Origin of the sequence: Amycolatopsis sp. FDAARGOS 1241 (assembly GCF_016889705.1) — a bacterium.
Taxonomy (GTDB): Bacteria; Actinomycetota; Actinomycetes; order Mycobacteriales; family Pseudonocardiaceae; genus Amycolatopsis.
On record NZ_CP069526.1, the window covers coordinates 3962360 to 3982836 of the forward strand.

Genomic DNA, 20477 nt, shown 5'->3' on the forward strand with positions numbered 1-20477 from the left:
CCGACCGGAGACTGGCTGTGCTGGACATCGGGTCGAGCTCGGCCCAGCTGCAGGTGGTGGACGTGTCCGCCGGAGCTCCGCCGCTGCCCGCGCACGCGGTGAAGAAGCCGACGTTGCCGGCCGAGGAGCTGATGGTCAACGGCGCGCTGAGCGAAACCGGGATCGAACGGGCGGCGGAGGCGGTCGGCCGGGCCGTGGACGCGGCGGTGCGGATGGGCGTCGACGAGCTCTACCCCTTTGTCACGGCGGCGATCCGCGACGCGGCCAACCGGGACGAGGTCATCGAGCGCATCGAGGCCGAATCGGGTATTCGCCCGCAGTTCCTTTCAGGCGAGGAAGAAGCCCGTCTGACCTACCTCGCCGCCCGCCGCTGGTACGGCTGGTCGGCGGGGCGGCTGCTGCTGATCGACATCGGCGGCGAATCGATGGAGCTGGTGCTGGGCCGTGACGCCGAACCCGAACTCGCGCTGTCGTTGCCGTTGGGCGCGGGCCGGCTGACCCGCGAGTTCATCACCGCCGACCCGCCGACGGGCAAGCAGGTCAAAGCTGTGCGCCGGTACATCCAGGACACACTGCCGGAGGTGCTCGATCGCCTGCGCTGGGAGGGCCGGCCTCGGCGGGTCGTCGCGACGTCGAAGACCTTCAAGCAGCTGGCCCGCCTCACCGGCGCGGCACCACAGCGCAAGGGCCCGTTCGTCGAGCGCGAGCTCAGGGTGGCGAAGCTGCGTGAGTGGATCCCGCGCCTGACCGAGGTCGGCGCGGCCAAGCGGGCGGGCTTCCGCGGCATTTCGCACTCGCGGGCGCGCCAGGTCGTGGCCGGCGCGCTCGGCGCCGAGGTGACCCTGTCGGCGCTGGATGTCAAACGGGTCGAGGTCTGCCCGTGGGCGCTGCGGGAAGGGATTCTGCTGTGCCACCTCGAGCGCGTGGCGGAAACGCCGTCCCTGCCGCTGACGCCGCTGTCAGGGCACCCGGACGCGAAGGTCCGGCCCTTGCACGCCGCCGAGGAGCAGACTTCGTCGTGACTCAGCCGGGATCGCCGGCCAGCCGGTGGGCGGTTTCGAGCAGCAGCGCGTGGACGAACGCCTGCGGCAGATTCCCGCGTAGCTGCCGCTGCCGTACGTCGTACTCCTCGGCCAGCAGGCCCGCCGGGCCGCAGGCGGCGCGGGTGCGTTCGAACCAGCGGAATGCGCGGACGCGGTCACCCTGGTGCCAGCAGGCGAGCGCCATGGTGAACCCGCACAGCAGGAACGCCCCTTCAGCCTCTCCGAGCGGTCGGTCGTCGGGCGCGAAGCGGTAGACGTAGCCGTCTTCGCACAGGTCCGCGCGCACTGCGTCGAGCGTGGCGAGCGTTCGCGGGTCGGCGGCGGGCAGGGCACCGCGAACCGGGGGCAGGAGCAGGGCCGCGTCCGTGCCGCGCACACCGGGGGAGCGCTGCCAGGCGCCCCGGTGGTCGATGCAGCGGCGGGTGGTCTCGCCGAGCAGCCGGTCGGCGAGCCCGGACAACCGCGCGGCGTGCGGTGGCGACCGGTGCCCGGCGATCGCGCGCAGACCCGCGACGCAGGCGAGCCGCGAATGGCTCCACCAGTCGTTGTGCAGTTCCCACACCCCGGCCTCGGGTTCGTCCCAGCGGCGGGTGATGAGGTCGACGCAGACGTCCACCGCGCGTTCGGCGTCGGGCGTCAGCCGGTCGTGCCGGGCCGCGGCCGCGTAGAGCTGCAGCAGCTCGCCGAGCGTGTCCAGCTGGAACTGGTCGTTCACGTGGTTGCCGACGACCGGGTTCCCGCCGGGGTAACCGGGCAGCCGTAGCGCGGTTTCGCCCGGTGGGGGCCGACCGTCGGTGCGGTACGCGGGCAGTAGGGCGTCCCCGTGCTCCAGCACCCGCGCGGACGTGAACGCCACCGCGTCGTCGAGCAGCGGGTGCCCTTCGGCGACCGACGCGGCGAGCCCGGCGTAACACTGGTCGCGCAGCCAGACGTAGCGGTAGTCGTAGTTGCGCCCGGCCTCGGCGCGTTCGGGCAGGCCCAGCGTCGCGGCGGCGACCATGCCGCCGCCCGCGGTGGTGAGGCCGCGCAGCACCGCGTACGTGTGCCTCGCGTCGCGCGGGGCGGCGGTGTCGTCGAGGCGCGGCACGGCCCGCCGCCACGTGTGTTCGGTCGCCGCCCACAACTCGTCGGCGCCAGTGGGGTCCGGCAGGCGATCCGGACTGATCTCGAGGATGAGGTCGTGGCTGGTCCCGCCCGGCAGCTCGAGGTCCAGGACCAGCCGGGCCTCGTCGTCGGGCCGGGCGTGGGCGCCACCGCGCCAGCGGAGGCGCAGGTCACCCGTGCGCGCGGTCCACACGCCGTGCGCGTCGCACGACAGCTCGCGCATCGACCGGCCGCCGAACCCGTCGCGCAGGTCGAGCTGCACCCGCATCCGGACGTCCCGCTCCACGGCCTCGATCCGCCGCAGCACCACGACGCGGCGCGGGTCGGCGGGATACGCGAGCGCGTCGCGGCATTCCACGACCGTGTCGGTGCCGACCCACCGGTGGTGCCAGATCAGCGTGCCGGGCTCGTAGTAGCCACCCCACACGCACGTGCCCGCCGGGCTGACGGAGTAGCTCCCGCGCCCGCCGACGAGTGCCGACACCACGGCGCTGTCGGACCACCCGGGCGCGCACAACCAGACGAGGTCGCCGCGGGGGCCGCACAGCGCCCCGCGCTCGCCGTCCGCAAGCAGGGCGTACTCACGCAGGACGTGCGGGGAGAAGTCCTGCCAGTCGCTCATGCCCGCGCCCACCGCCACACGCCCAGCGCCGTCGCCGCCAGCGTGCCGCCCGCGGCGGCGAGCAGGCCGTGGTGGCGGCTGGCCCACAGCTGGACGCTGCGCGGCGAGGACTGCTGGTCGAACTCGCCGTGGGCGCCGAAATCGTGGCCGCGCGGGCCGTCCGCGGGCTGCCACAGGTTCGAGGGCTGATCGGCGGGGGTGGGCTGCTGCGTCTGCTGGGACTTCACGCCGGTTCTCGCGAGGTACCGGTCGAGTATCCCCGGCGCCACGGCGTTCGCGACGAGCGTGGCGACAGTGCTGCCGCCGACCCAGTACTCGCGCCGGCGCGGGTGGTCGGCCGCGTACAGCACCGCGTCGGCCGCCACTTCGGGCTGGTAGATCGGCGGCACGGGCTGTGCGTGCCGCGGCAGCCGCGACAGCACCCACGAGAACTGCGGCGTGTTGACGGCCGGCATCTGCACCATCGTCACGTGCACACCGCTGTGCTCGGCCAGCAGTTCGCAGCGCAGCGCCTCGTGGAAGCCCTGGATCGCGTGCTTGGCACCGCAATACGCGCTCTGCAACGGGATCCCGCGGTAGGCGAGCGCCGAGCCGACCTGCACGACGGTGCCCCGGTCCCGCGGTTTCATCCGGTTCAGCGCGGCCATCGTGCCGTGCACGTACCCGAGATAACTGACTTCGGTCACCCGCCGGAACTCCTCGGGCCGGACGTCGGAGAACCGCGCGAAGACGGACGTGAACGCGACGTTGACCCAGGTGTCGATCGGGCCCAGCTCCTGCTCGACGCGCGTGGCTGCGGCGTCCACCTGGCCGAAGTCGGCGACGTCCACTTCGATGGGCAGCGCGGTACCGCCCGCTCGCCGGATGTCCTCGGCTGCCGCGCTCAGGCCCTTCCGTCCGCGGGCCAGCAGCGCGACCCGGGCGTGGCGTGTGCCGAACGCCCGGGCCACCGCCCGGCCGATCCCGCCGCTGGCGCCCGTCACGACAACCACGGGTTGGTCTGCCACGGGAAACCTCCGATCCGTCACTTGCTCGCGGCCCGGGAGGCGCTCGCCCACGCCGCCGCCACCACCGCGTTGACCACCGCCGGCCGCCGCCACCGCGTCGAGGCCGCGGCGAGCCCGGTCATGCTGAGGCTGTGCGCGCTGTCCGCGAGCCACGCCCACCGCGCGGCGACGCTGTCCGGCCACGTGAGCCCCACGGCTGCCTGCACGAAATGCCGGACCGCGAGGATCCGCAGCACCGCCGCCACTTCAGGCTGCTCAGCCACGCGCGAGGCGGCGAGCAGCACCGCGCCCCAGGCGATTCGCGAGGCCGCGACTCGGCGGACGCTCACCGTGGTTTCCCCCGCCGTGCCATCACGACCCCCGCCGCGGCGAGGGCGAAGGCGCCGGCCACCGCGGTTCGCTTGCCCCGTCGCGGCCGCTCCGGCTCGGGGACCTCGTCGAGGCCCGAGGCCAGCAGCTCGGCCAGGTGCGTCCCCTCGCGGCCGCCGCTGTCGAGTTCGTGGAGCTGGGTGCGGCAGCTGAAGCCGTCGGCGAGGACGACCGTGGCGGGATCGGCGGCGCGGACCCGGGGGAGCAACACCCGCTCCGCGCAGGCCTCGCTGACTGCCCGGTGCCCCTGCTCGAAGCCGAAGTTCCCGGCGAGGCCGCAGCAGCCGGAGCCGAGGTGTTCGGCGTCGACACCCGCGGCTTCGAGCAGGCCCTTGTCCGCGTCCCAGCCCAGGACCGCGTGCTGGTGGCAGTGGACCTGGGCGATCGCGGAGCCGCCGATCCGCGGCGGGCGGTAGCCGGAGGAGTGCTCGGTCAGCAGCTCGGCGAGCGTCACGGTCTGATTCCGCAGCCGCCGGACGTCCTGGTCACCCGGGAACAGGTCGGGGGCGTCCGAGCGGAACACGGCGGTGCAGCTGGGTTCGAGACCGACGACCAGCCCGCCTTCGTGCAGGTGCGGCGCCAGCTCCCGCACGGTCCGCCGCAGGATCCGCTTGGCCATGCCCAGCTGGCCGGTGGAGATCCACGTGAGGCCGCAGCACACCGGAGCCGTCGGCATCGTCACACGCCACCCGGCGTCCTCCAGCACGCGGACGGCAGCGCGGCCGATCCCCGGGTGGAAGTGGCCGGTGAACGTGTCGGGCCACAGCAGCACCGTGCCGCGCGCGCCGTCGCCAGCCGGGCGGTGCCGGGTGAACCACTGCTGCAGGGTTTCCCCCGCGAACGCGGGGATCTCGCGGTCCTCGATGCCGGCGGCCAGCGTCGCCAGCCGCGCGAGGCCGGGCGTGCGCGTGAGCGCGTTGACCAGCGGCCCGGCCCGCAAGCGGCTCACAGCCTGCGCCACCGCGGGCAGCCAGCCCATCGTGAAGTCCGACCGCGGCCGCCGCCACGGGCGGCCCTCGTAGTGGTGGGCGAGGAACTCGGCCTTGTACGTGGCCATGTCCACGTCGGCCGGGCAATCCGACTTGCAGCCCTTGCACGCCAGGCACAGGTCGAGCGCGTCGCGTACCTCCGCGGAGCGCCAGCCGTCGCCGATCGGGCTATCCCCGTGGCCGTGCAGCATCTCGAACAGCAGCCGTGCGCGGCCGCGCGTCGAGTGTTCCTCCTCGCCGGTCACCTGGTACGACGGGCACATCACCTCACCCGAGGACGTGTCGGGCTGCCGGCACCGGCCCACGCCGACGCAGCGGTTGGCGGCCTGAGCGAACGAACCGCCGTCGTCGGGGAAGCGGAAGTACAGGTCCTGTGGGTCCGCCGGCGACCACGCACCGCCGAGGCGGAGGTTCTCGTCGAGCCGGTACGGCGCGACGACCTTGCCCGGGTTCATGCGGTCGTCCGGGTCGAAAATCGCCTTGACCCGCCCGAACGCCGCCACGAGGTCGGTGCCGAACATCTTCGGCAGGAGCTCGCCGCGCGACTGCCCGTCGCCGTGCTCACCGGAGAACGAACCACCGAGTTCGGCCACCAGGTCCGCCGCGCGCTCCATGAACCGCCGGTACGTCGCGACGCCGTCGGTGGTGTAGAGGTCGAACGGGATCCGGGTGTGCACACAGCCTTGTCCGAAGTGGCCGTACAGACTGGGCCCGGTGTCGCTGGCGTAACCGAATTCCTCGTACAGCGCGGTCAGCCGGCGAAGGTACTCACCGAGCCGCTCGGGCGCGACGGCCGAGTCTTCCCAGCCCTCGAAGGTGTCGGCCCGGCCCGGCACGTGGGCCGTCGCGCCGAGCCCGGCTTCGCGGACCTGCCACAGCTCGGTCTCCCGCGCCGGGTCGTCGAGGAACGCGACGTCGGCTTCGTGGGGGCTGTCGTGCAGGGCGGCCAGCATCCGCTCGGCGCGGCGGTCGACCTCCTCCGTGGTGGCGCCGCCGAATTGCACCATGAGGAACGCCCGGCCCTGGGGCATCTCCGCCAGCGCCTGCGGGTTCATGTCCTTGAGTTGCTGGTCGCGAATCAGCTTGTGGTCCACGCCCTCCAGCGCGATCGGCTCGTGCGGCAGGATCTCGGGCACGGCGTCGGCGGCCGTCGCGATGTCCGGGTAGCCGAGCACGACCAGTGTCCGCTCGGGCAGCACCGGCACCAGTTTCAGCTCCGCGCGCAGCACCGTGACCAAAGTGGACTCCGAACCGACGAGCAGCCCGGCGACGTCGAAGTGGTTCTCCGGCAACAGGGAATCGAGGTTGTAGCCCGAGACCCGCCGGGGGATCTGTGGGAAGCGGTGGCGGATTTCGGCGGCGTACTCGTCGCGCAGCCGGCGCAGCTGCCGGTAGATCGCGGCGCGCGGATCGCCGCGGTGCTCGATCTCGGCGTATTCCTCGTCGGTGGTCTCGCCGCACCAGAACCGCGTGCCGTCGGCGAGCAGGACTTCGAGCCGGGCGACGTTGTCGACGACCTTGCCCGTGCGCTGCGCGGTAGCGCCGCAGGAGTTGTTGCCGATCATGCCGCCGAGGGTGCAGTTCATGTGCGTGGCCGGTTCCGGCCCGAACCGCAGGCCGGTGTCGGCGAGCTGCCGGTTGAGCTCGTCGAGCACGAGCCCCGGCTGGACCACGCACGTGCGGGCGTCCTCGTCGACCGACTCCAGCCGGGTGCAGTATTTCGACCAGTCGAGCACGAGTCCCGCGCCGGTGCATTGACCGGCGAGGCTGGTGCCGCCGCCGCGCGAGAGCACCGGCGCGCCGAACTCCCGCGCGACCGCGAGCGCCTCGACGGCGTCGTCCGGAGAGCGCGGCACGACCACGCCGAGCGGCACCTGGCGGAAGTTCGACGCGTCGGTCGAGTAGGCCGCACGGGTGCCGTCGTCGAACCGGACTTCGCCGCGCACGCGCGCCCGCAGGGCGTCGCCCAGCGCGGCGAGGTCGAGGTCGGGTGCCGGCGGGTGCCGGACGACGGGGTCCGGCACGTGCACTTGGGTCATCGGCGGTCCTCCTTCAGACCGGGTACTCGGCCGCGACGTCGGCCCGGTAGGTCAGGCCGTGGCCGGGGGCGGATCGAGACGGGGTGACGGTGCCGCCGCCGGGATCGAGGCAGCCGTCGAACAACAGGTTCTCGACGCGGTCGTGGTCGGCGAACCACTCGAGGTGCCGGAAGTTCGGCGTCGCGACGGCGGCGTGCGCCGCGAGGTTCGGCGCGCAGTGGCCGGACACCTCGCGGTTCGCGGCGGCCGCCAGCGCGGCGGCGCGGCGCCACTCGGTGAAACCGCCGCAGCGCGTGACGTCAATCTGCAGGCAGTCGACGACCGGCACCAGTCGCGCGAAACCCGGCAGGTCGTAACCGTATTCGCCCGCAGCGATGTCGGGCCCGCCAGAGCTGCGCAGGCTCGCGAGGCCGGCGAGATCGTCGCTGGAAACGGGTTCCTCGAACCACGTGACGCCTGCGTCCCGCAACGGTTCGAGCAGCCGGCGCGCCAAGCCGGGGGAGTACGCGCCGTTGGCGTCGACGTACAGTGCCGCGTCACTGCCGAGGACGTAGCGCGCGAGCTCCACGCGCTTGAGGTCCCGGTCGACGCGAGTGCCCCACGCCTCGCCGATCTTGATCTTCACGCGTGGGATCCGCTGCCCCGCGACCCAGCCTTCGAGCTGGTCGGTGAGCTCCTCGTCCGTCATCGAGGTGAATCCGCCGCTGCCGTAGAGGTCGACCTCGTCGTGCACCCGTCCGAGCAGGCCGCTCACCGGCACGTCGAGCGATCGCGCCGCAGCATCCCACAGCGCGATGTCCACTGCGGACAGTGCGCACGACACCAAGCCGGGCCGGCCGAGGTTGCGGATCGCGCGCTGCATCGCCGCCCAGCACGCCGGGACGTCGGCGAGCGGCGCGCCCAGGACGGCGGGCGCGAGGGTGTGCTCGATCAGCGGCACGCAGGCCGCGTCGGCGTAGGTCCAGCCGAGCCCGCGCACGGGGCCGGCCGCCACGTGGACGACGACGATCGTGGTGCTGTCCCACGACAGTGTGCCGTCGGCTTCCGGCGCCGGGGTCGGTACTTTGTGCGCTCGCGCGGTGACGCGTTCGACCGAGGTCATCGGTTCGGCCCGCCCGGCAGGAACTCCTGCACCTTCGTCTTCACGCCCTGCACCACGAGGTGCAGCGCCTCCGGATCACCCTTGAGCACGGCCTCGGTGGCGGACTTCATCTGCTCGAACGTCACGTGCGGCGGGATCGGCGGCACCTCCGGGTCGCACCGGACGTCGAGGACCGCGGGCTTGGCCGCGCTGAGCACGGTGTCCCAGGCCGAGCCCAGCTGCCCGGGTTTGTCCACGGTGACCGCGGTGAGGCCCAGCGACAGCGCGAAACCGGCGTAGTCGACGTCGGGCAGGCTCTGCGACTCCTCGAACTTCGGGGCGCCGGTCATCGCGCGCAGCTCCCACGTGACCTGGTTGAGGTCATTGTTGTGGAAGACGCAGATCACGCAGCGCGGATCGGTCCACAGGTGCCGGTAGCGGGCGATGGTGATGAGCTCGGCGAGGCCGTTCATCTGCATTGCGCCGTCGCCGACGAGCGCGATCACCGGCCGGTCCGGATGCGCGAACTTGGCGCCGATCGCGTACGGTACGCCGGGACCCATCGTGGCGAGCGTGCCCGACAGCGACCCGCGCATGGTGCCGCGGATGCGGAGGTTGCGCGCGTACCAATTGGTCGACGAGCCGGAGTCGGCGGTCACGATCGCGTTGTCCGGCAGCCGGCGCGAGAGCTCGGAGACCACGGCCATCGGGTTCACCGGCACGGCTTCGACGGCGGCTTCGCGGTCGACGGTCTCCCACCACGACGCGACGCTGCGCTCGATCTTCTCGCGCCACGAGCGGTCTTCGCGGCTCGCCAGCTTCGGCAGCAGTGCGCGCAGGGTCTCGGCGGCGTCGCCGACGAGGTTGACCTCCGTCGGGTAGCGCAGGCCGATGAACCGGCCGTCGAGGTCGATCTGCACGGCCCGGGCCTGACCGAAGTCGGGCAGGAACTGCGAGTACGGGAAGTTCGAGCCGACGATCAGCAGCGTGTCGCAGTCACGCATCAGCTCGTAGCTCGGGCGAGTGCCGAGCAAGCCGATGGCGCCCGTGACCCACGGGAGGTCGTCGGGCAGGACATCCTTGCCCAGCAAGGCTTTCGCCACGCCCGCACCGGTGACCTCCGCGACCTGGCGGACCTCCTCGGCCGCCCCGCGCGCGCCCTGCCCGACCAGGATCGCCACCTTCGCGCCGGCGTTGAGCACCTCGGCCGCTGCGTCGAGGTCGCCTTCGGGCGGGACCGGTCGCGGCCACGAGGTGCCCGGTGGCGAGGAGGGCACCTGCTTGAACACGTGCTTCGGCGGGCTGTACGGCTCTTCCTGCAGGTCGGCGGGGATGATCACCGCCGTCGGACAGCGCCCCGAGACCGCGGTGCGGAAAGCCCGGTCGAGCGCGTTGGGCAGCTGCTCCGGCACGGTGACCTCGACGAGGTATTCGCTCGCGACGTCCTTGTACAGCGCCTGGAGATCGATCTCCTGCTGGTAGCTGCCGCCCCTCGCGCTGCGCGCCGTCTGCCCGACGATCGCCACGACGGGCACGTGGTCGAGTTTGGCGTCGTAGAGGCCGTTGAGCAGGTGGACAGCCCCCGGCCCGGAGGTCGCCAGGCACACGCCGGGCCGGCCGCTGAACTTCGCGTAGCCGACCGCCTCGAACGCCGCCATCTCCTCGTGGCGTGCCTGCACGAACCGCGGGTGGTTGTCCGCCTTGCCGAACGAAGCGACGATGCCGTTGATGCCGTCGCCCGGATACGCGAACACCTGCTCGACGTCCCACTCGCGCAGCCGCTGCAGCACGTAGTCGCCGACAGTCTGGGTCATGACAGCTCCTCGGTGCGTCGGATTCGCCTGTGAGGTCGCTGTACCCGTTTTCGGGCCCTACCATGCTTGCGTGCCGCAAAGTTTCTCCAGCGATTCCGCCGCCGCGCTCGCCGCGTTGCGGGCGATGGTCACCATCGCCGACTCCAGCGTCGAGCACGCGACCGGGCAGCTGACGCTCACGCAGTTCCGCGCCCTGCGCGTGGCGGCCGACCGCACGCCGGTCACGATGGGCCGCGTCGCCGACGAGCTGACGATGAACCCGTCGACGGTCACTCGTGCGTGTGATCGCCTGATTTCTCTGGGATTGCTCCAGAAAGCGCAGAACCCGTTGAACAAACGCGAGATCTTGCTCGCGCCGACGGCGAAGGGCCGCCAGGTCGTGGAGCGCGTGGACGAGGAACGGCGCCGCGTGCTGGACGCGGTGCTCGACCAGCTGGCACCCGAGGTGCGCGTGGCTGTGGTCTCGGCGTTGGGACGATTCGCGGAAGCTGCCGACGGTGCAGGAACAGTTGCGTCAAGCAAATGACCTTCGGCGCTCGCGCCGAACGCACGGAGGGAGGTACCGTCACGGCGACGGCACCTCCCTTCGACTCACGCCCGTGCGGGATCCGCGGCGAGCGCGGGCTCACGGCTGCGAAAGCCCCAAGTGATCCCGCAGCGTCGGCCCGGAGTACTCCGTGCGGAACACTCCCCGTTCCTGCAGCAGCGGCACCACCTTGTCCGCGAATTCGTCCAGCCCGCCCGGCGTCACGTGCGGCACGAGGATGAACCCGTCGGCCGCGTCCTGCTGCACGAGGTCGTTGATGGTGGTGGCGACGGTGTCGGCGGAGCCGATGAAGTTCTGACGGCCCGTGACCTCGATGATGAGCTCCCGCGATGTCAGGTTCTTGGCCTCCGCGAGCTGCCGCCATTCGTGCGCCGTGGCCACGGGGTCGCGGTACTGCCGCACGCTCGCGCGGCCTTTCGAGAACAGCTCCGAGCCGACGACCGGGTCGAAGGATGGCAGCGGGCCGTTCGGGTCGTGGTCCGACAGATCGGTGTTCCAGAGCTGTTCGAGGAACTTGACCGCGGTCGCCTCGCTGACCTGGGCGAGCCGCACCTCGTGAGCCTTTTCGTGCGCGTCGGCGTCAGTGTCGCCGAGGACGAAGGTGGCGGCGGGGAGGATGACGAGCTGCTCGGAAGTGCGGCCGTACTTCGCGAGGCGGTCCTTGACGTCGCGGTAGAACGGCCGGCCGGTTTCGAGCGCGGCGTAGCGGGTGAAGATCGCGTCGGCGGTGGCCGCGGCGAACTCGCGGCCCTCGTCGGAGTCGCCGGCCTGGATGATGACCGGGCGGCCCTGCGGGCTGCGCGGCACGGGGAAGCGGCCGTCGATCGTGAAGTGCTCGTCCTGGTGGGAGAACGCGCCGGCGCGGGCGTCGGACAGGAAGCGGCCCGACGCCTTGTCGGCGAGCACTTCGTCGCCTCGCCAGGAGTCGAACAACTCCCACGCCGTGCGCATGAACGTCTCGGCGCGCGAGTACCGCTCGTCCTGCGGGAGGAACCCGCCGCGGCGGAAGTTCTCGCCGGTGAAGGCGTCCCACGACGTCACGACGTTCCACGCCGCCCGTCCGGCCGAGAGGTGGTCGAGCGACGCGAACTGCCGCGCCACCTCGAACGGTTCGTTGAACGTCGAGTTGATCGTCCCCGCGAGACCCAGCCGTTCCGTGACCGCGGCCAGCGCGGCGAGCACGGTGAACGTGTCGGGCCGGCCCACGACGTCGAGGTCGTAGATGAGCCCGTTCTGCTCGCGCAGCCGCAGGCCCTCGGCGAGGAAGAAGAAGTCGAACTTGGCGCGTTCGGCCGTCTGGGCGAGCTTGACGAACGAGCTGAACTCGATGTGACTGCCCGCTTCCGGGTCGCTCCACACCGTCGTGTTGTTGACGCCGGGGAAGTGCGCCGCGAGGTGGATCTGCTTCTGCTCCGTCATCGGGTCCCTCCTCAGGCGGCGTAGCGATTCGCGGGCCGCGGCAGGCCGAACCGGCCGCGCAGCGTGGCGGCGTCGTAGTCGTGGCGGAACCCGCCGCGCTCGCGCAGTTCGGGCACCAGGCCGCGCGTGATGGCGGTGAGGTCGCCGGGGATCGAGCCCGGCCGCAGCCGGAAGCCGGTGAGGCCGGCGGCGTGCCAGTCGAGCAGCAGGTCGGCCAGTTCGGCGGGAGTACCGGTGAAGACGTGCGCGTCGGAGGTGTATTCGGCCCCGGCCAGGTCGTCGAGGTGCGCCTTGCGGCCGGCTGCCGCGCCCGGCTTGTCGTCGAGGAAGACGACCAGGTCCGCGAACACCTTCAGGCGATCGTCGAGCGCGCCGACGATGTCGCCGGCCTGCGAACGGTCCCGCGGAGTCACGTACACCAGGTCCGCGGCACGCTCGGCCAGGCGATAGGCGACGTCGTTGTGCGCAAGCGCGGCGACGAGCGGCTGGCCCTGCGGCGGCCGCGGCGTGATCGACGGGCCCTTCACCGAGAACCAGCGCCCCTCGAAGTCGATGTAGTGCAGTTTGTCGCGGTCGACGAACCGGCCGGTGGCGACGTCGCGGATCTCGGCGTCGTCCTCCCAGCTGTCCCACAGGCGGCGCAGCACCTCGACGTAGTCGGCGGCCTCGTCGAACAGGTCCTCGGCCGGGCCGGGGGAGCGGCGCCCGAAGTTGGCGTACTCCTCTTCGTGACGCGACACCTGCACCCGCACCCCCGCGCGGCCGCCGCTGACGTAGTCGAGCGTCGCGATCGCCTTCGACAGGTGGAACGGCTCCGTGTGGGTGACCACGGCCGTCGGCACCAGCCCGATGCGGGAAGTCAGCGGCGCGACGCGCGAAGCGATCAGCACCGCGTCGAGCCGGCCCTGCACGACGTCGGTGCGGTCCTCGAACGGGCCGCGGGCGCCGGTGCGCAGCGACAGGAAGTCCTCGAACGTGACGAAGTCCAGCTTCGCCGCTTCGGCCTCCTGCACCAGGCCGCTCCAGTAGCCGGCAGTGAGCAGTTCGGCCGGCCGCGCGGCCGGTTCCCGCCACGCCGCCGGGTGCCAGCCCGCGCCCTCCAGCGCGATCGCCAGGTGTGGTCCTGCCGTCATGCGCCCGTCCTTTCCGCTCGCCCTGCCCTTCGAGTGTGCTCCCGGGCACGTCGGGCGGGCAGCCGTGATCAGCCATTGGGAAACACGGGGTTTTCCCGCCTGATCGGGAATAACGCGAGCGGGTAGCGTTCTGGGGGGAACGGCGCGCACGAGGGAGTGGTGATGGCCGGAGAAGGCGTGGTGACGGTCGCTAGTGGCCGGCCGGTGGGCGAGACCGTGGACCGGCTGGTGGAGCTGGCCGAGGCGGCGGGGCTGGTGGTGTTCGCGCGGATCGACCACGCCGCCAACGCGGTCGCCGCGGGCCTGACGCTGCGCCCCATGCAGCTGCTCGTGTTCGGGCACGGCCGCGGCGGTACCCCGCTGCTCGCCGACGGACCCACGAGCGGCCTCGACCTCCCGCTCAAGGCTCTGGCCTGGGAAGACGAGGACGGCCACACCCACGTCACCTACAACGACACGACCTGGCTGGCCCAACGCCACGGCCTCGGTGAAGCCAGTGCGGCCGCCGTCGCCGCCCTCGGCAAAGCCCTGCCGACGCTCGTCGCGAAGGCGACCGAGTAGCGCTGTGCCGGGCGGCAGTCGCTGCCCGGCGCAGCAGCTTTGCAGCAAGCCGGCAGGTTTTCGGCCTCCGGGAAACCGTGCTGGACCGGGCGGCTCGCTCGCTCGGCGTTCACGTGACCCGGGCCAACGGGGTCGCGGAGCGTTGTGCTGCTTCGCCAGGGCGGGCGTTCCGCCGGTTGCTCAGGTCAGCAGTGTCGAATGCCGCGCGGCCACCGTGACCGGGCCGGCCAGGCCCGGCTGGAGGCGGCGGGCCGCGTCGAGGTGGTCGGCGGTCCAGATCATCTTCACGGCGGCCGCGGTGCCCTGGTGGTCATCGCCGGCGAGGTCGCGGTGGACCGCGGTCAGGAGGCGTGCGTCGGCGGCCGGGTCGCGGGAGACGACGGCCGGGAGAGCGGCCGCACCGGTCAGGGTGCGCGCGGCGGCCTCGTACCAGCGGGCCAGGTCGTCGCTCGCCGCGAGGACCTCGGTGCGCGCGGCCGTGCGGTCGCCCGATGGGCCACCTGTGTCGCGGCGCCACAGGTCCAGCACCGCCTCCGCGGTCAGCCGCAGCACCGCGACGGCCGTGATCAGCGCCGCGACGTCGGCCAGCGGCACGTGCTTGGGACCGCGTTCGGTGAGGAAACCGCGGAACGCGTCGTCGAGGCGGCGCGCGGCCGCGGCGGCCCGGCGGTTCTCACCGGCGGGCTCAGCGGTGTCGGGCACGGCCTCGTCGCAGCGGCTCACGCCGTACTCGACGGCCACGCGCAGGTAGCGCGCGGCTTCGGCGAGCCCGTCGGCGACGGCGCGGCGCAGCTCCGCGGCCGCCCCGCGCGGCCAGAACACGATGCCCACCACCAGGCTCACGGCGCACCCGATGGCCACGTCCTCCACGCGCACCAGCCCGAGGCGCAGGCCCGCGGGCTGGATGAGCGAGAACAGGAGCAGCAGCGCCACCGTGAACCCGGCCTGCCCGGCGGCGAACGAGATCACCGCGGGCGCGAGCCCGGTGAACACCACCGCGATCGGCAGCAGCACCCAGAACACGGCCGTGTCGTGGCCCAGCAGCAGGATCAGCGCGCTGCCGACCAGGATCCCGGCGACGGTCCCGAGCAGCGCGCGCACCGTGTTCTGGCCGGTGCTCAGCGCGTTGGACCGCAGGACAGCCATGGTGCCGAACGCGACCCAGAACGAATGCTCCACGCCGGTCAGCCCGGCGATGAGCACGGCCAGCCCGAGCGCGATGCAGCCGCGCAGGCTGTTGTGCATCGTGACCGAGTTCCACACGACGTGCGCGCCGGTGCGCTCCTGCAGGGACGACAGCGCCGAGCCCGCGCCGTCGGGCCGCCGTCCGATGAGGTGCTCCCACCAGCTGCGCCGCCGCGCCGCGACGGTCAGTTCGATGTTCTGCGCGATCGCCGTGATGGCGAAGCTCATCTCCTGCGCGCGGAAGCTCGGCTCGAGCGAAGTCACGAACTCCGCGGTGTCCGGGTCGGGCAGCGCGGACGTGACCGCGCGCTCCATCGCCGCCCGGGCTTCGCGAACGCGCGCCAGTTCGCCCGCCAGATCATCGGGGGCCGAGGGCGCGGACTGCAGCAGGCCGGCCCCGTGGTCGAGCAGCAGTGCGGCCGCGAGCTTGACCTCGGCGACTGCGTCGCCCGCCACGCCGTGACCCTCGGCGACGGGCATCCGCGCGAGGATCGAGTCGAGCCAGATGACCTCGTCGATGAGCCGCACGAGCGTGCGCGTCGAGGTCGTCAGGCCCGTCGGCCGGTAGGGCGTGCCGAAGAACGAGCGGCGCAGCGCCGTGACCGCTGCGGTCGACTCGGCGACGACGTCGTCCACCTCGGCGACCAGGTTCGGCAGGAACCCGCAGCGCACGCACTCGACCTCGGTCCGCAGCCGCTGCGCCAGCAGTGCGCACGCGCGGGCCGTCGCGATCCGCAACGGGTTGCGCACCGGGGAGGGCCACAGCACCGCGATCGCGGCCATCGACACAACGCCGGCCAGGGCCCAGCCGAGCAGCCGGTCGGGCAGCGTCGACACCGGTCCCGGCAGCGTCGCGGGCAGGATGAACGACACGAGCAGCGAGTTCGTCGCACTCGCCAGCACGGAGCTCACCACGGCCGAGAACAGCACGACGAACGCGACCACGACCGTCGTCGCCGCGGCGAGCCAGACGATCCGCGACACGAGCGTGCCCAGCGTGATGAGCGCGGCCCCGGCCAGCACCAGCGCGCCCTGGGCGAACACGCGGTCGCGGATCGGGCCGCCGAAGTCGACGAACAGCAGCAGCGCCACCGAGCCGACGGACGCGAACAGCGCCGTCACCGGGTTGCCGATGACCAGGTTGCCGATCGCGAACAGGCAGGGGAGCACGATCGCCGCGCGGCCGGTGCGGCGCAGCGCCGAAAGGTTGTTGTCCCGCTCCCGCAGCCACTCGAGAACCGCCATCGCGCCGTGCCTTTCCGTTGTGGGGCACAGCGCCCGCACGGGCGAGCATGGTCGGCGGAAACCGCGCGTGTCAAGAACCGGGGGGGGGGGGGGGGGGGGGGGGGGGGGGGGCACGCGCCCGGCCCGGGAATCCACAGTGGAACGCGCGCGCCGTGGATCTCCGCCGACGAATGCGCGAACCTGGTTGACTGTCCTCATGCTGCCCTGGGACGCCCCGCTCGCCGGCCGCCTCGACCGCCATCCGTTCACCTCCGAGCTGTTGCGCGGCAATCCGCTCGGCGACCCCCACGAACGGCCGTTGTGGGTCTACGTCCCGCCCGGCTACGACGATTCCGCTGAGCGGTACCCGGTGATCTACGTGATCCAGGGCTACACCGGCCAGGTGACGATGTGGGCGAACCGCACCGCGTTCCGCCCGTCCTTCCTCGAAACCGCGGACGCCGTGTTCGCCGCCGGTGCGCCCGCCTGCGTCGTCGTCTACGTGGACGCGTGGACGGCCTACGGCGGTTCGCAGTTCGTCGACTCCCCGGGTACCGGGCGCTACCACTCCTACCTGTGCGACGAGATCGTGCCGTGGGTCGACGCGCACTACCGCACCATTCCCGAGCGCGAGTCGCGCGCGATCAGCGGCAAGTCCTCGGGCGGGTTCGGCGCGATGATCACGCCGATGCTGCGGCCCGACCTGTTCGGCGCCTTGGCCACCCACGCGGGCGATGCGCTGTACGAGCTGTGCTACCTGCCCGAGTTCGGCAAGGCCGCCCGCGCGCTGCGCACCTACGACCACGACGTTTTCCGCTGGTGGGACGACTTCCGCTCGCGCCCGGCGTTCACCAAACCCGGCGACGAGTCACTGCTGGTCGCCTTCGGCGTGGCGGCCTGCTTCTCCGCGCGTGCGGACGGCACGCCGGAGCTGCCGTTCGACCCGGTCAGCGGGGTGGTCGAGCCGCAGGTGTGGGAGCGCTGGCTCGCGTGGGACCCGGTCCGCATGGCGCCCGGCCACGCCGCCACCCTGCGCGACCTGCGCGCGGTGTGGATCGACGCGGGCACCCGCGACGAGTGGTTCCTCGACCTCGGCGCCACGGCCTTCCGCGACGAGGTGCTCCAGTCCGGCCTGCCCCCGGACCGCCTCCACTTCGAACTGTTCGACGCCGGCCACGCCGCCGTCGACTACCGGTACCCGCTCGCGCTGAAGTGGCTCGCGGAACGGCTCGCCCGCTGACGCTCCCTGCTGCCGGCGTCCACTCTGGACGAATACCGGCCTCAGTGGGCCGGTACGACGGAGATCGGCCGGCCACACGGTGAGGTCTCTGGCGATCCGGTCCCGGTCGATGCCGGTGATGCGGCCGGCACGGTGAGCCGGCAATCGGTTGGCAGTGGGTCAGAACGTTTCGAGGGCCTGCCGGAGGTCGGCACCGTTGCGCACGACGATCGCGTCGCGCTGGGAGTCGTCAGGCAGATGCCGGCGCTGAGCCTCGGCTGTCAGCATCGCCGGCCCGCCGGGGGCCAGGATGACGGCGCCGGCCCGGACGGTGAACTCGGCGAGCAGGTCGAGCGGTTGCCCCGCGGAGAAGCGGCTGATCATGAAGCTGAGGAAGGTCCCCGGCGGCACGTCGGCGTAGATGTCGGCCTCGCCGCCGTCTGGGGTGTGCACCTGCCAGAAGTGATGCTCGGAGCCCGCCCGGTCGACGTGCGGGCGAAACACGTCGAAGGCTGACGAGGGCATCGGGGCCGCGTTGCCGGCGTCGAAGCCCTGCGCGAACAGGTCGTAGCTCACGGCACGCAGGCTGGCGGCCGCGCTCCAGTCGCTCTTGGCCAGAAGTTCGTGGACAGCGACGTGACCACCCGAGGTGGGGCTCTCGCGGAACACGGTGTTGAGGGGTAAGGCGTGGTTGCCGTGGAGCGTCTGGGGCACTTGGCCCCTGTACTGCAAAGGAAATGCGACTCAGAACGCTAATGCGCAGCGTCGGAATGTTCGGCGTGGACAGGGTCTTCCGGGGCGTCCGTGCCCCAGCTGGCCAGCAGGCGCAGCGCTTCCTCCGACGGCGTGGCCGGTTCCGCGTGGTAGATGGACAACGCCTGCTCCTGGTCACCGGGTAGCACGAACGTCTCGTAGCGGACGCTCAGCTCGCCCACGAGCGGGTGGCGCAGCCGCAGGGTGTCGTGGGTTTTGCGTTTGACGTTGTGCGCGGCCCACAGCGTGCGGAACTCTTCGCTCTTCACCGACAGTTCGCCGACCAGTTCGGTGAGCAGGGGGTCGTTCGGGTGCCGCCCGGCGTCGAGCCGCAGCTGTCCGACGACGTCGGCGGCTTTGGCCGGCCAGTCGGCGAACAGGGTCTTCGCTCCCGCGTCGAGGAACACCACGCGCGCCCAGTTGCGGTCCTGCGGAGCGCGTTGGGCCCAGTCACCGAACAGTGCCGACGCGGTGCGGTTCCACGCGAGCACGTCGGTGCGCCGGCCCCACACGTAGGCGGGCACGGTCTCGATCGCCGACAGCATCTCCTGCAGCACCGGACGGACCTGCTGCCGCCGGGGTGCGGCGGGCCGCCGGTGCGCCGGCTTCGGCTTGGCCAGGTGCAGCAGGTGCGCGTGCTCGGTTTCCGACAGCTTCAGCGCCGAGGAGATCGCGGTGAGCACCTCGAGCGAGACGTTGCGGCCGTTGCCCTGCTCCAGCCGCGTGTAGTAGGCCACGGACACCCCGGCGACCTGCGCCAGCTCTTCGCGCCGCAGGCCGGGCACGCGGCGCCGGCGGCCGTACTCGGGCAGCCCGACGTCGGACGGCTTGAGCCGCGCGCGGCGGCTGCGCAGGAATTCGCTGAGCTCGGCACGCGGGTCGAGGCGTCCTTCGTCCGGTCCGGGTCGGGAGTCGGTGGCCATGCCCTCAGTATCACGTCGGAGCCCGCCCGGCGCGGCTCGCAAGCCTGTCCCTGCCAGGGGTAGGCACGCGGGACGTACGAGAAGCCGGCATCTGGGTAACCCCGCGCGCGCGACGCACTCTGTGAACGTCCCCGGAGGAACCCCCCGGGACACCCGACCGCGGAGCGACGGGGCTCCGCGGCCCGTCCACCCGTTCGCCCGGGGCCAGCACGCCTCGTCAGTAGCTCCTGGAAAAGTGATGACCGAAACGACAGCCTCAGCTTCGCCCGCCGCGGTGCGCGGACGGGACCGCCTTCCGGGCAGGGCCCTCTTCGGGCTCTTCGTCGCCGGGTTCATCGGCATCCTCACCGAATGCCTCCCGGCGGGTTTGCTCCCCGAGATCTCCCGGACCCTGAATACCAGCGTCGCCGCCACCGGCCAGATCGTCACGATCTACGCGGCGGCGACCGCGGTCGCGGCGATCCCGCTGTCGCGGCTCACCGCGAAGTGGTCGCGCAAGTCCGTGCTGCAGGTGGCGCTGGGCATCGTCACCGTCACCAACGCGCTGACTGCGCTGTCCACCGCCTACACCCTCACGATGATCATCCGGTTCGTCGCCGGCCTCGGCACCGCGCTGGTCTGGACCCAGCTGGCCGGTTACGCCGCGCGGCTGTCGCCGGCGAACGTGCAGGGCCGCGCCATCGCCATCGCGCTGGCGGGAACGCCGATCTCGCTGGCCATCGGTGTCCCCGTGGGCACCTGGCTGCGGACCTTCGACGGCTGGGAGACCGCGTTCTGGGTCTCGGCCGCGCTGGCGCTGGTGAACATGCTCTGGTTCGTCGTGTTCCTGCCCGACCTGCCGGGGCAGGCCGACCACGAGCGCTTCACCCTGCGTCAGGTCGTGGCGATGCCGGGGCTGCGCACGATCCTGTTCGCGCTCACCACGTACATGGTCGCGCACAACATCCTCTACACCTACGTGACCGATTTCCTGAGGTCGGCAGGCATGGCAGCGCAGGCCGGCTGGGTGCTGTTCGCCTTCGGGGTCGCGTCGGTCCTGAGCGTGGTCGTCGTCGGCGCGCACATCGACCGGCACCTGCGCAAGCTGATCGTCGCCAGCACGCTGCTGTTCGCGGTGAGCGTGCTCGTCCTGGCCGTGCTGGTAGGGGTGCCGGTGCTGGTCTACGTCGCCGCCGCGGCGTGGGGCCTGGCGGTCGGCAGTTCGCCGAGCCTGTTCATCGGCGGCGCGATCAACGCCGGCGGCGAGGCGGCCGACGTCGCCCAGTCGATCGTGATCTCGTTCTTCTCGGCGTCGATCGCCCTCGGCGGTCTGGTGGGTGGCCTGCTCATCGACGGCCTGGGGACGGGTTCGCTGACCTGGTCCTCGCTGGTGCTCCTGATCGCCGCGGCGATCGCGGTGCTCGGCGGCCGCAAGCACGCCTTCCCGAAGGGCGCCTGAGCGGCGC

General features: G+C 72.2%; 16 protein-coding genes. 5 read left to right on the top strand and 11 right to left on the bottom strand.

Going from position 1 to position 20477, the window contains the following annotated elements; genetic code table 11:
• Positions 1–17: 17 nt before the first annotated feature.
• On the top strand, positions 18–1022 hold the full coding sequence (locus I6J71_RS19550) for a hypothetical protein (protein ID WP_204096015.1): 1005 nt from the start codon (positions 18–20) through the stop codon (positions 1020–1022).
• A gap of 1 nt (position 1023) precedes the next feature.
• On the opposite strand, the gene I6J71_RS19555 is transcribed toward I6J71_RS19550, so the two are convergent.
• From I6J71_RS19555 to I6J71_RS19580, 6 genes are read right to left on the bottom strand one after another with little or no spacing between them, the layout of a single operon-like run.
• Complete coding sequence (locus tag I6J71_RS19555) at positions 1024–2769, bottom strand: glycoside hydrolase family 15 protein (protein WP_204096016.1); 1746 nt, start codon at positions 2767–2769, stop codon at positions 1024–1026.
• On the bottom strand, positions 2766–3776 hold the full coding sequence (locus tag I6J71_RS19560) for an SDR family oxidoreductase (protein WP_204096017.1): 1011 nt from the start codon (positions 3774–3776) through the stop codon (positions 2766–2768). The genes I6J71_RS19555 and I6J71_RS19560 overlap by 4 nt, the downstream gene beginning before the upstream one ends.
• Before the next feature lie 17 nt (positions 3777–3793).
• Entirely contained in the window at positions 3794–4105 is a 312-nt protein-coding gene (locus I6J71_RS19565) for a hypothetical protein (protein ID WP_204096018.1), read from the bottom strand.
• Positions 4102–7173, bottom strand: coding sequence for an FAD-binding and (Fe-S)-binding domain-containing protein (locus I6J71_RS19570; protein WP_204096019.1), 3072 nt, complete (start codon positions 7171–7173; stop codon positions 4102–4104). Before I6J71_RS19570 ends, I6J71_RS19565 begins: the two co-directional genes overlap by 4 nt.
• A gap of 13 nt (positions 7174–7186) precedes the next feature.
• Positions 7187–8275, bottom strand: coding sequence for an enolase C-terminal domain-like protein (locus I6J71_RS19575; RefSeq protein ID WP_204096020.1), 1089 nt, complete (start codon positions 8273–8275; stop codon positions 7187–7189).
• Complete coding sequence (locus tag I6J71_RS19580) at positions 8272–10068, bottom strand: thiamine pyrophosphate-requiring protein (RefSeq protein WP_204096021.1); 1797 nt, start codon at positions 10066–10068, stop codon at positions 8272–8274. The genes I6J71_RS19575 and I6J71_RS19580 overlap by 4 nt, the downstream gene beginning before the upstream one ends.
• 70 nt (positions 10069–10138) lie before the next feature.
• Here I6J71_RS19580 and I6J71_RS19585 point away from each other — a divergent pair, with 70 nt between their 5' ends.
• A complete protein-coding gene (locus tag I6J71_RS19585) occupies positions 10139–10594 on the top strand; it encodes a MarR family winged helix-turn-helix transcriptional regulator (RefSeq protein WP_204096022.1) in 456 nt (151 codons plus the stop codon).
• A 99-nt stretch (positions 10595–10693) separates the two neighbouring features.
• On the opposite strand, the gene I6J71_RS19590 is transcribed toward I6J71_RS19585, so the two are convergent.
• Together I6J71_RS19590 and I6J71_RS19595 are read right to left on the bottom strand one after the other, a co-directional pair.
• Positions 10694–12034, bottom strand: coding sequence for an NtaA/DmoA family FMN-dependent monooxygenase (locus I6J71_RS19590; RefSeq protein WP_204096023.1), 1341 nt, complete (start codon positions 12032–12034; stop codon positions 10694–10696).
• Positions 12035–12045: 11 nt separating this feature from the next.
• Positions 12046–13167: an LLM class flavin-dependent oxidoreductase gene (locus I6J71_RS19595; protein ID WP_204096024.1), complete on the bottom strand. Its 1122-nt coding sequence runs from the start codon at positions 13165–13167 to the stop codon at positions 12046–12048.
• A gap of 162 nt (positions 13168–13329) precedes the next feature.
• Here I6J71_RS19595 and I6J71_RS19600 point away from each other — a divergent pair, with 162 nt between their 5' ends.
• Entirely contained in the window at positions 13330–13728 is a 399-nt protein-coding gene (locus tag I6J71_RS19600; RefSeq protein ID WP_239155053.1) for a DUF302 domain-containing protein, read from the top strand.
• A gap of 180 nt (positions 13729–13908) precedes the next feature.
• Here I6J71_RS19600 and I6J71_RS19605 read toward each other — a convergent pair whose 3' ends face one another.
• Positions 13909–16158: an FUSC family protein gene (locus tag I6J71_RS19605; RefSeq protein ID WP_204096026.1), complete on the bottom strand. Its 2250-nt coding sequence runs from the start codon at positions 16156–16158 to the stop codon at positions 13909–13911.
• A gap of 196 nt (positions 16159–16354) precedes the next feature.
• On the opposite strand from I6J71_RS19605, the gene I6J71_RS19610 reads away from it, so the two are divergent.
• A complete protein-coding gene (locus I6J71_RS19610; protein ID WP_204096027.1) occupies positions 16355–17377 on the top strand; it encodes an alpha/beta hydrolase-fold protein in 1023 nt (340 codons plus the stop codon).
• Between the two features lie 159 nt (positions 17378–17536).
• Here I6J71_RS19610 and I6J71_RS19615 read toward each other — a convergent pair whose 3' ends face one another.
• Together I6J71_RS19615 and I6J71_RS19620 are read right to left on the bottom strand one after the other, a co-directional pair.
• Complete coding sequence (locus I6J71_RS19615; protein ID WP_204096028.1) at positions 17537–18025, bottom strand: hypothetical protein; 489 nt, start codon at positions 18023–18025, stop codon at positions 17537–17539.
• Positions 18026–18108: 83 nt separating this feature from the next.
• A complete protein-coding gene (locus tag I6J71_RS19620) occupies positions 18109–19032 on the bottom strand; it encodes a helix-turn-helix domain-containing protein (RefSeq protein WP_204096029.1) in 924 nt (307 codons plus the stop codon).
• A gap of 238 nt (positions 19033–19270) precedes the next feature.
• Here I6J71_RS19620 and I6J71_RS19625 point away from each other — a divergent pair, with 238 nt between their 5' ends.
• Positions 19271–20470, top strand: a complete 1200-nt coding sequence (locus tag I6J71_RS19625) for an MFS transporter (RefSeq protein WP_204096030.1) — start codon at positions 19271–19273, stop codon at positions 20468–20470.
• The last annotated feature ends 7 nt before the right edge of the window (positions 20471–20477 follow it).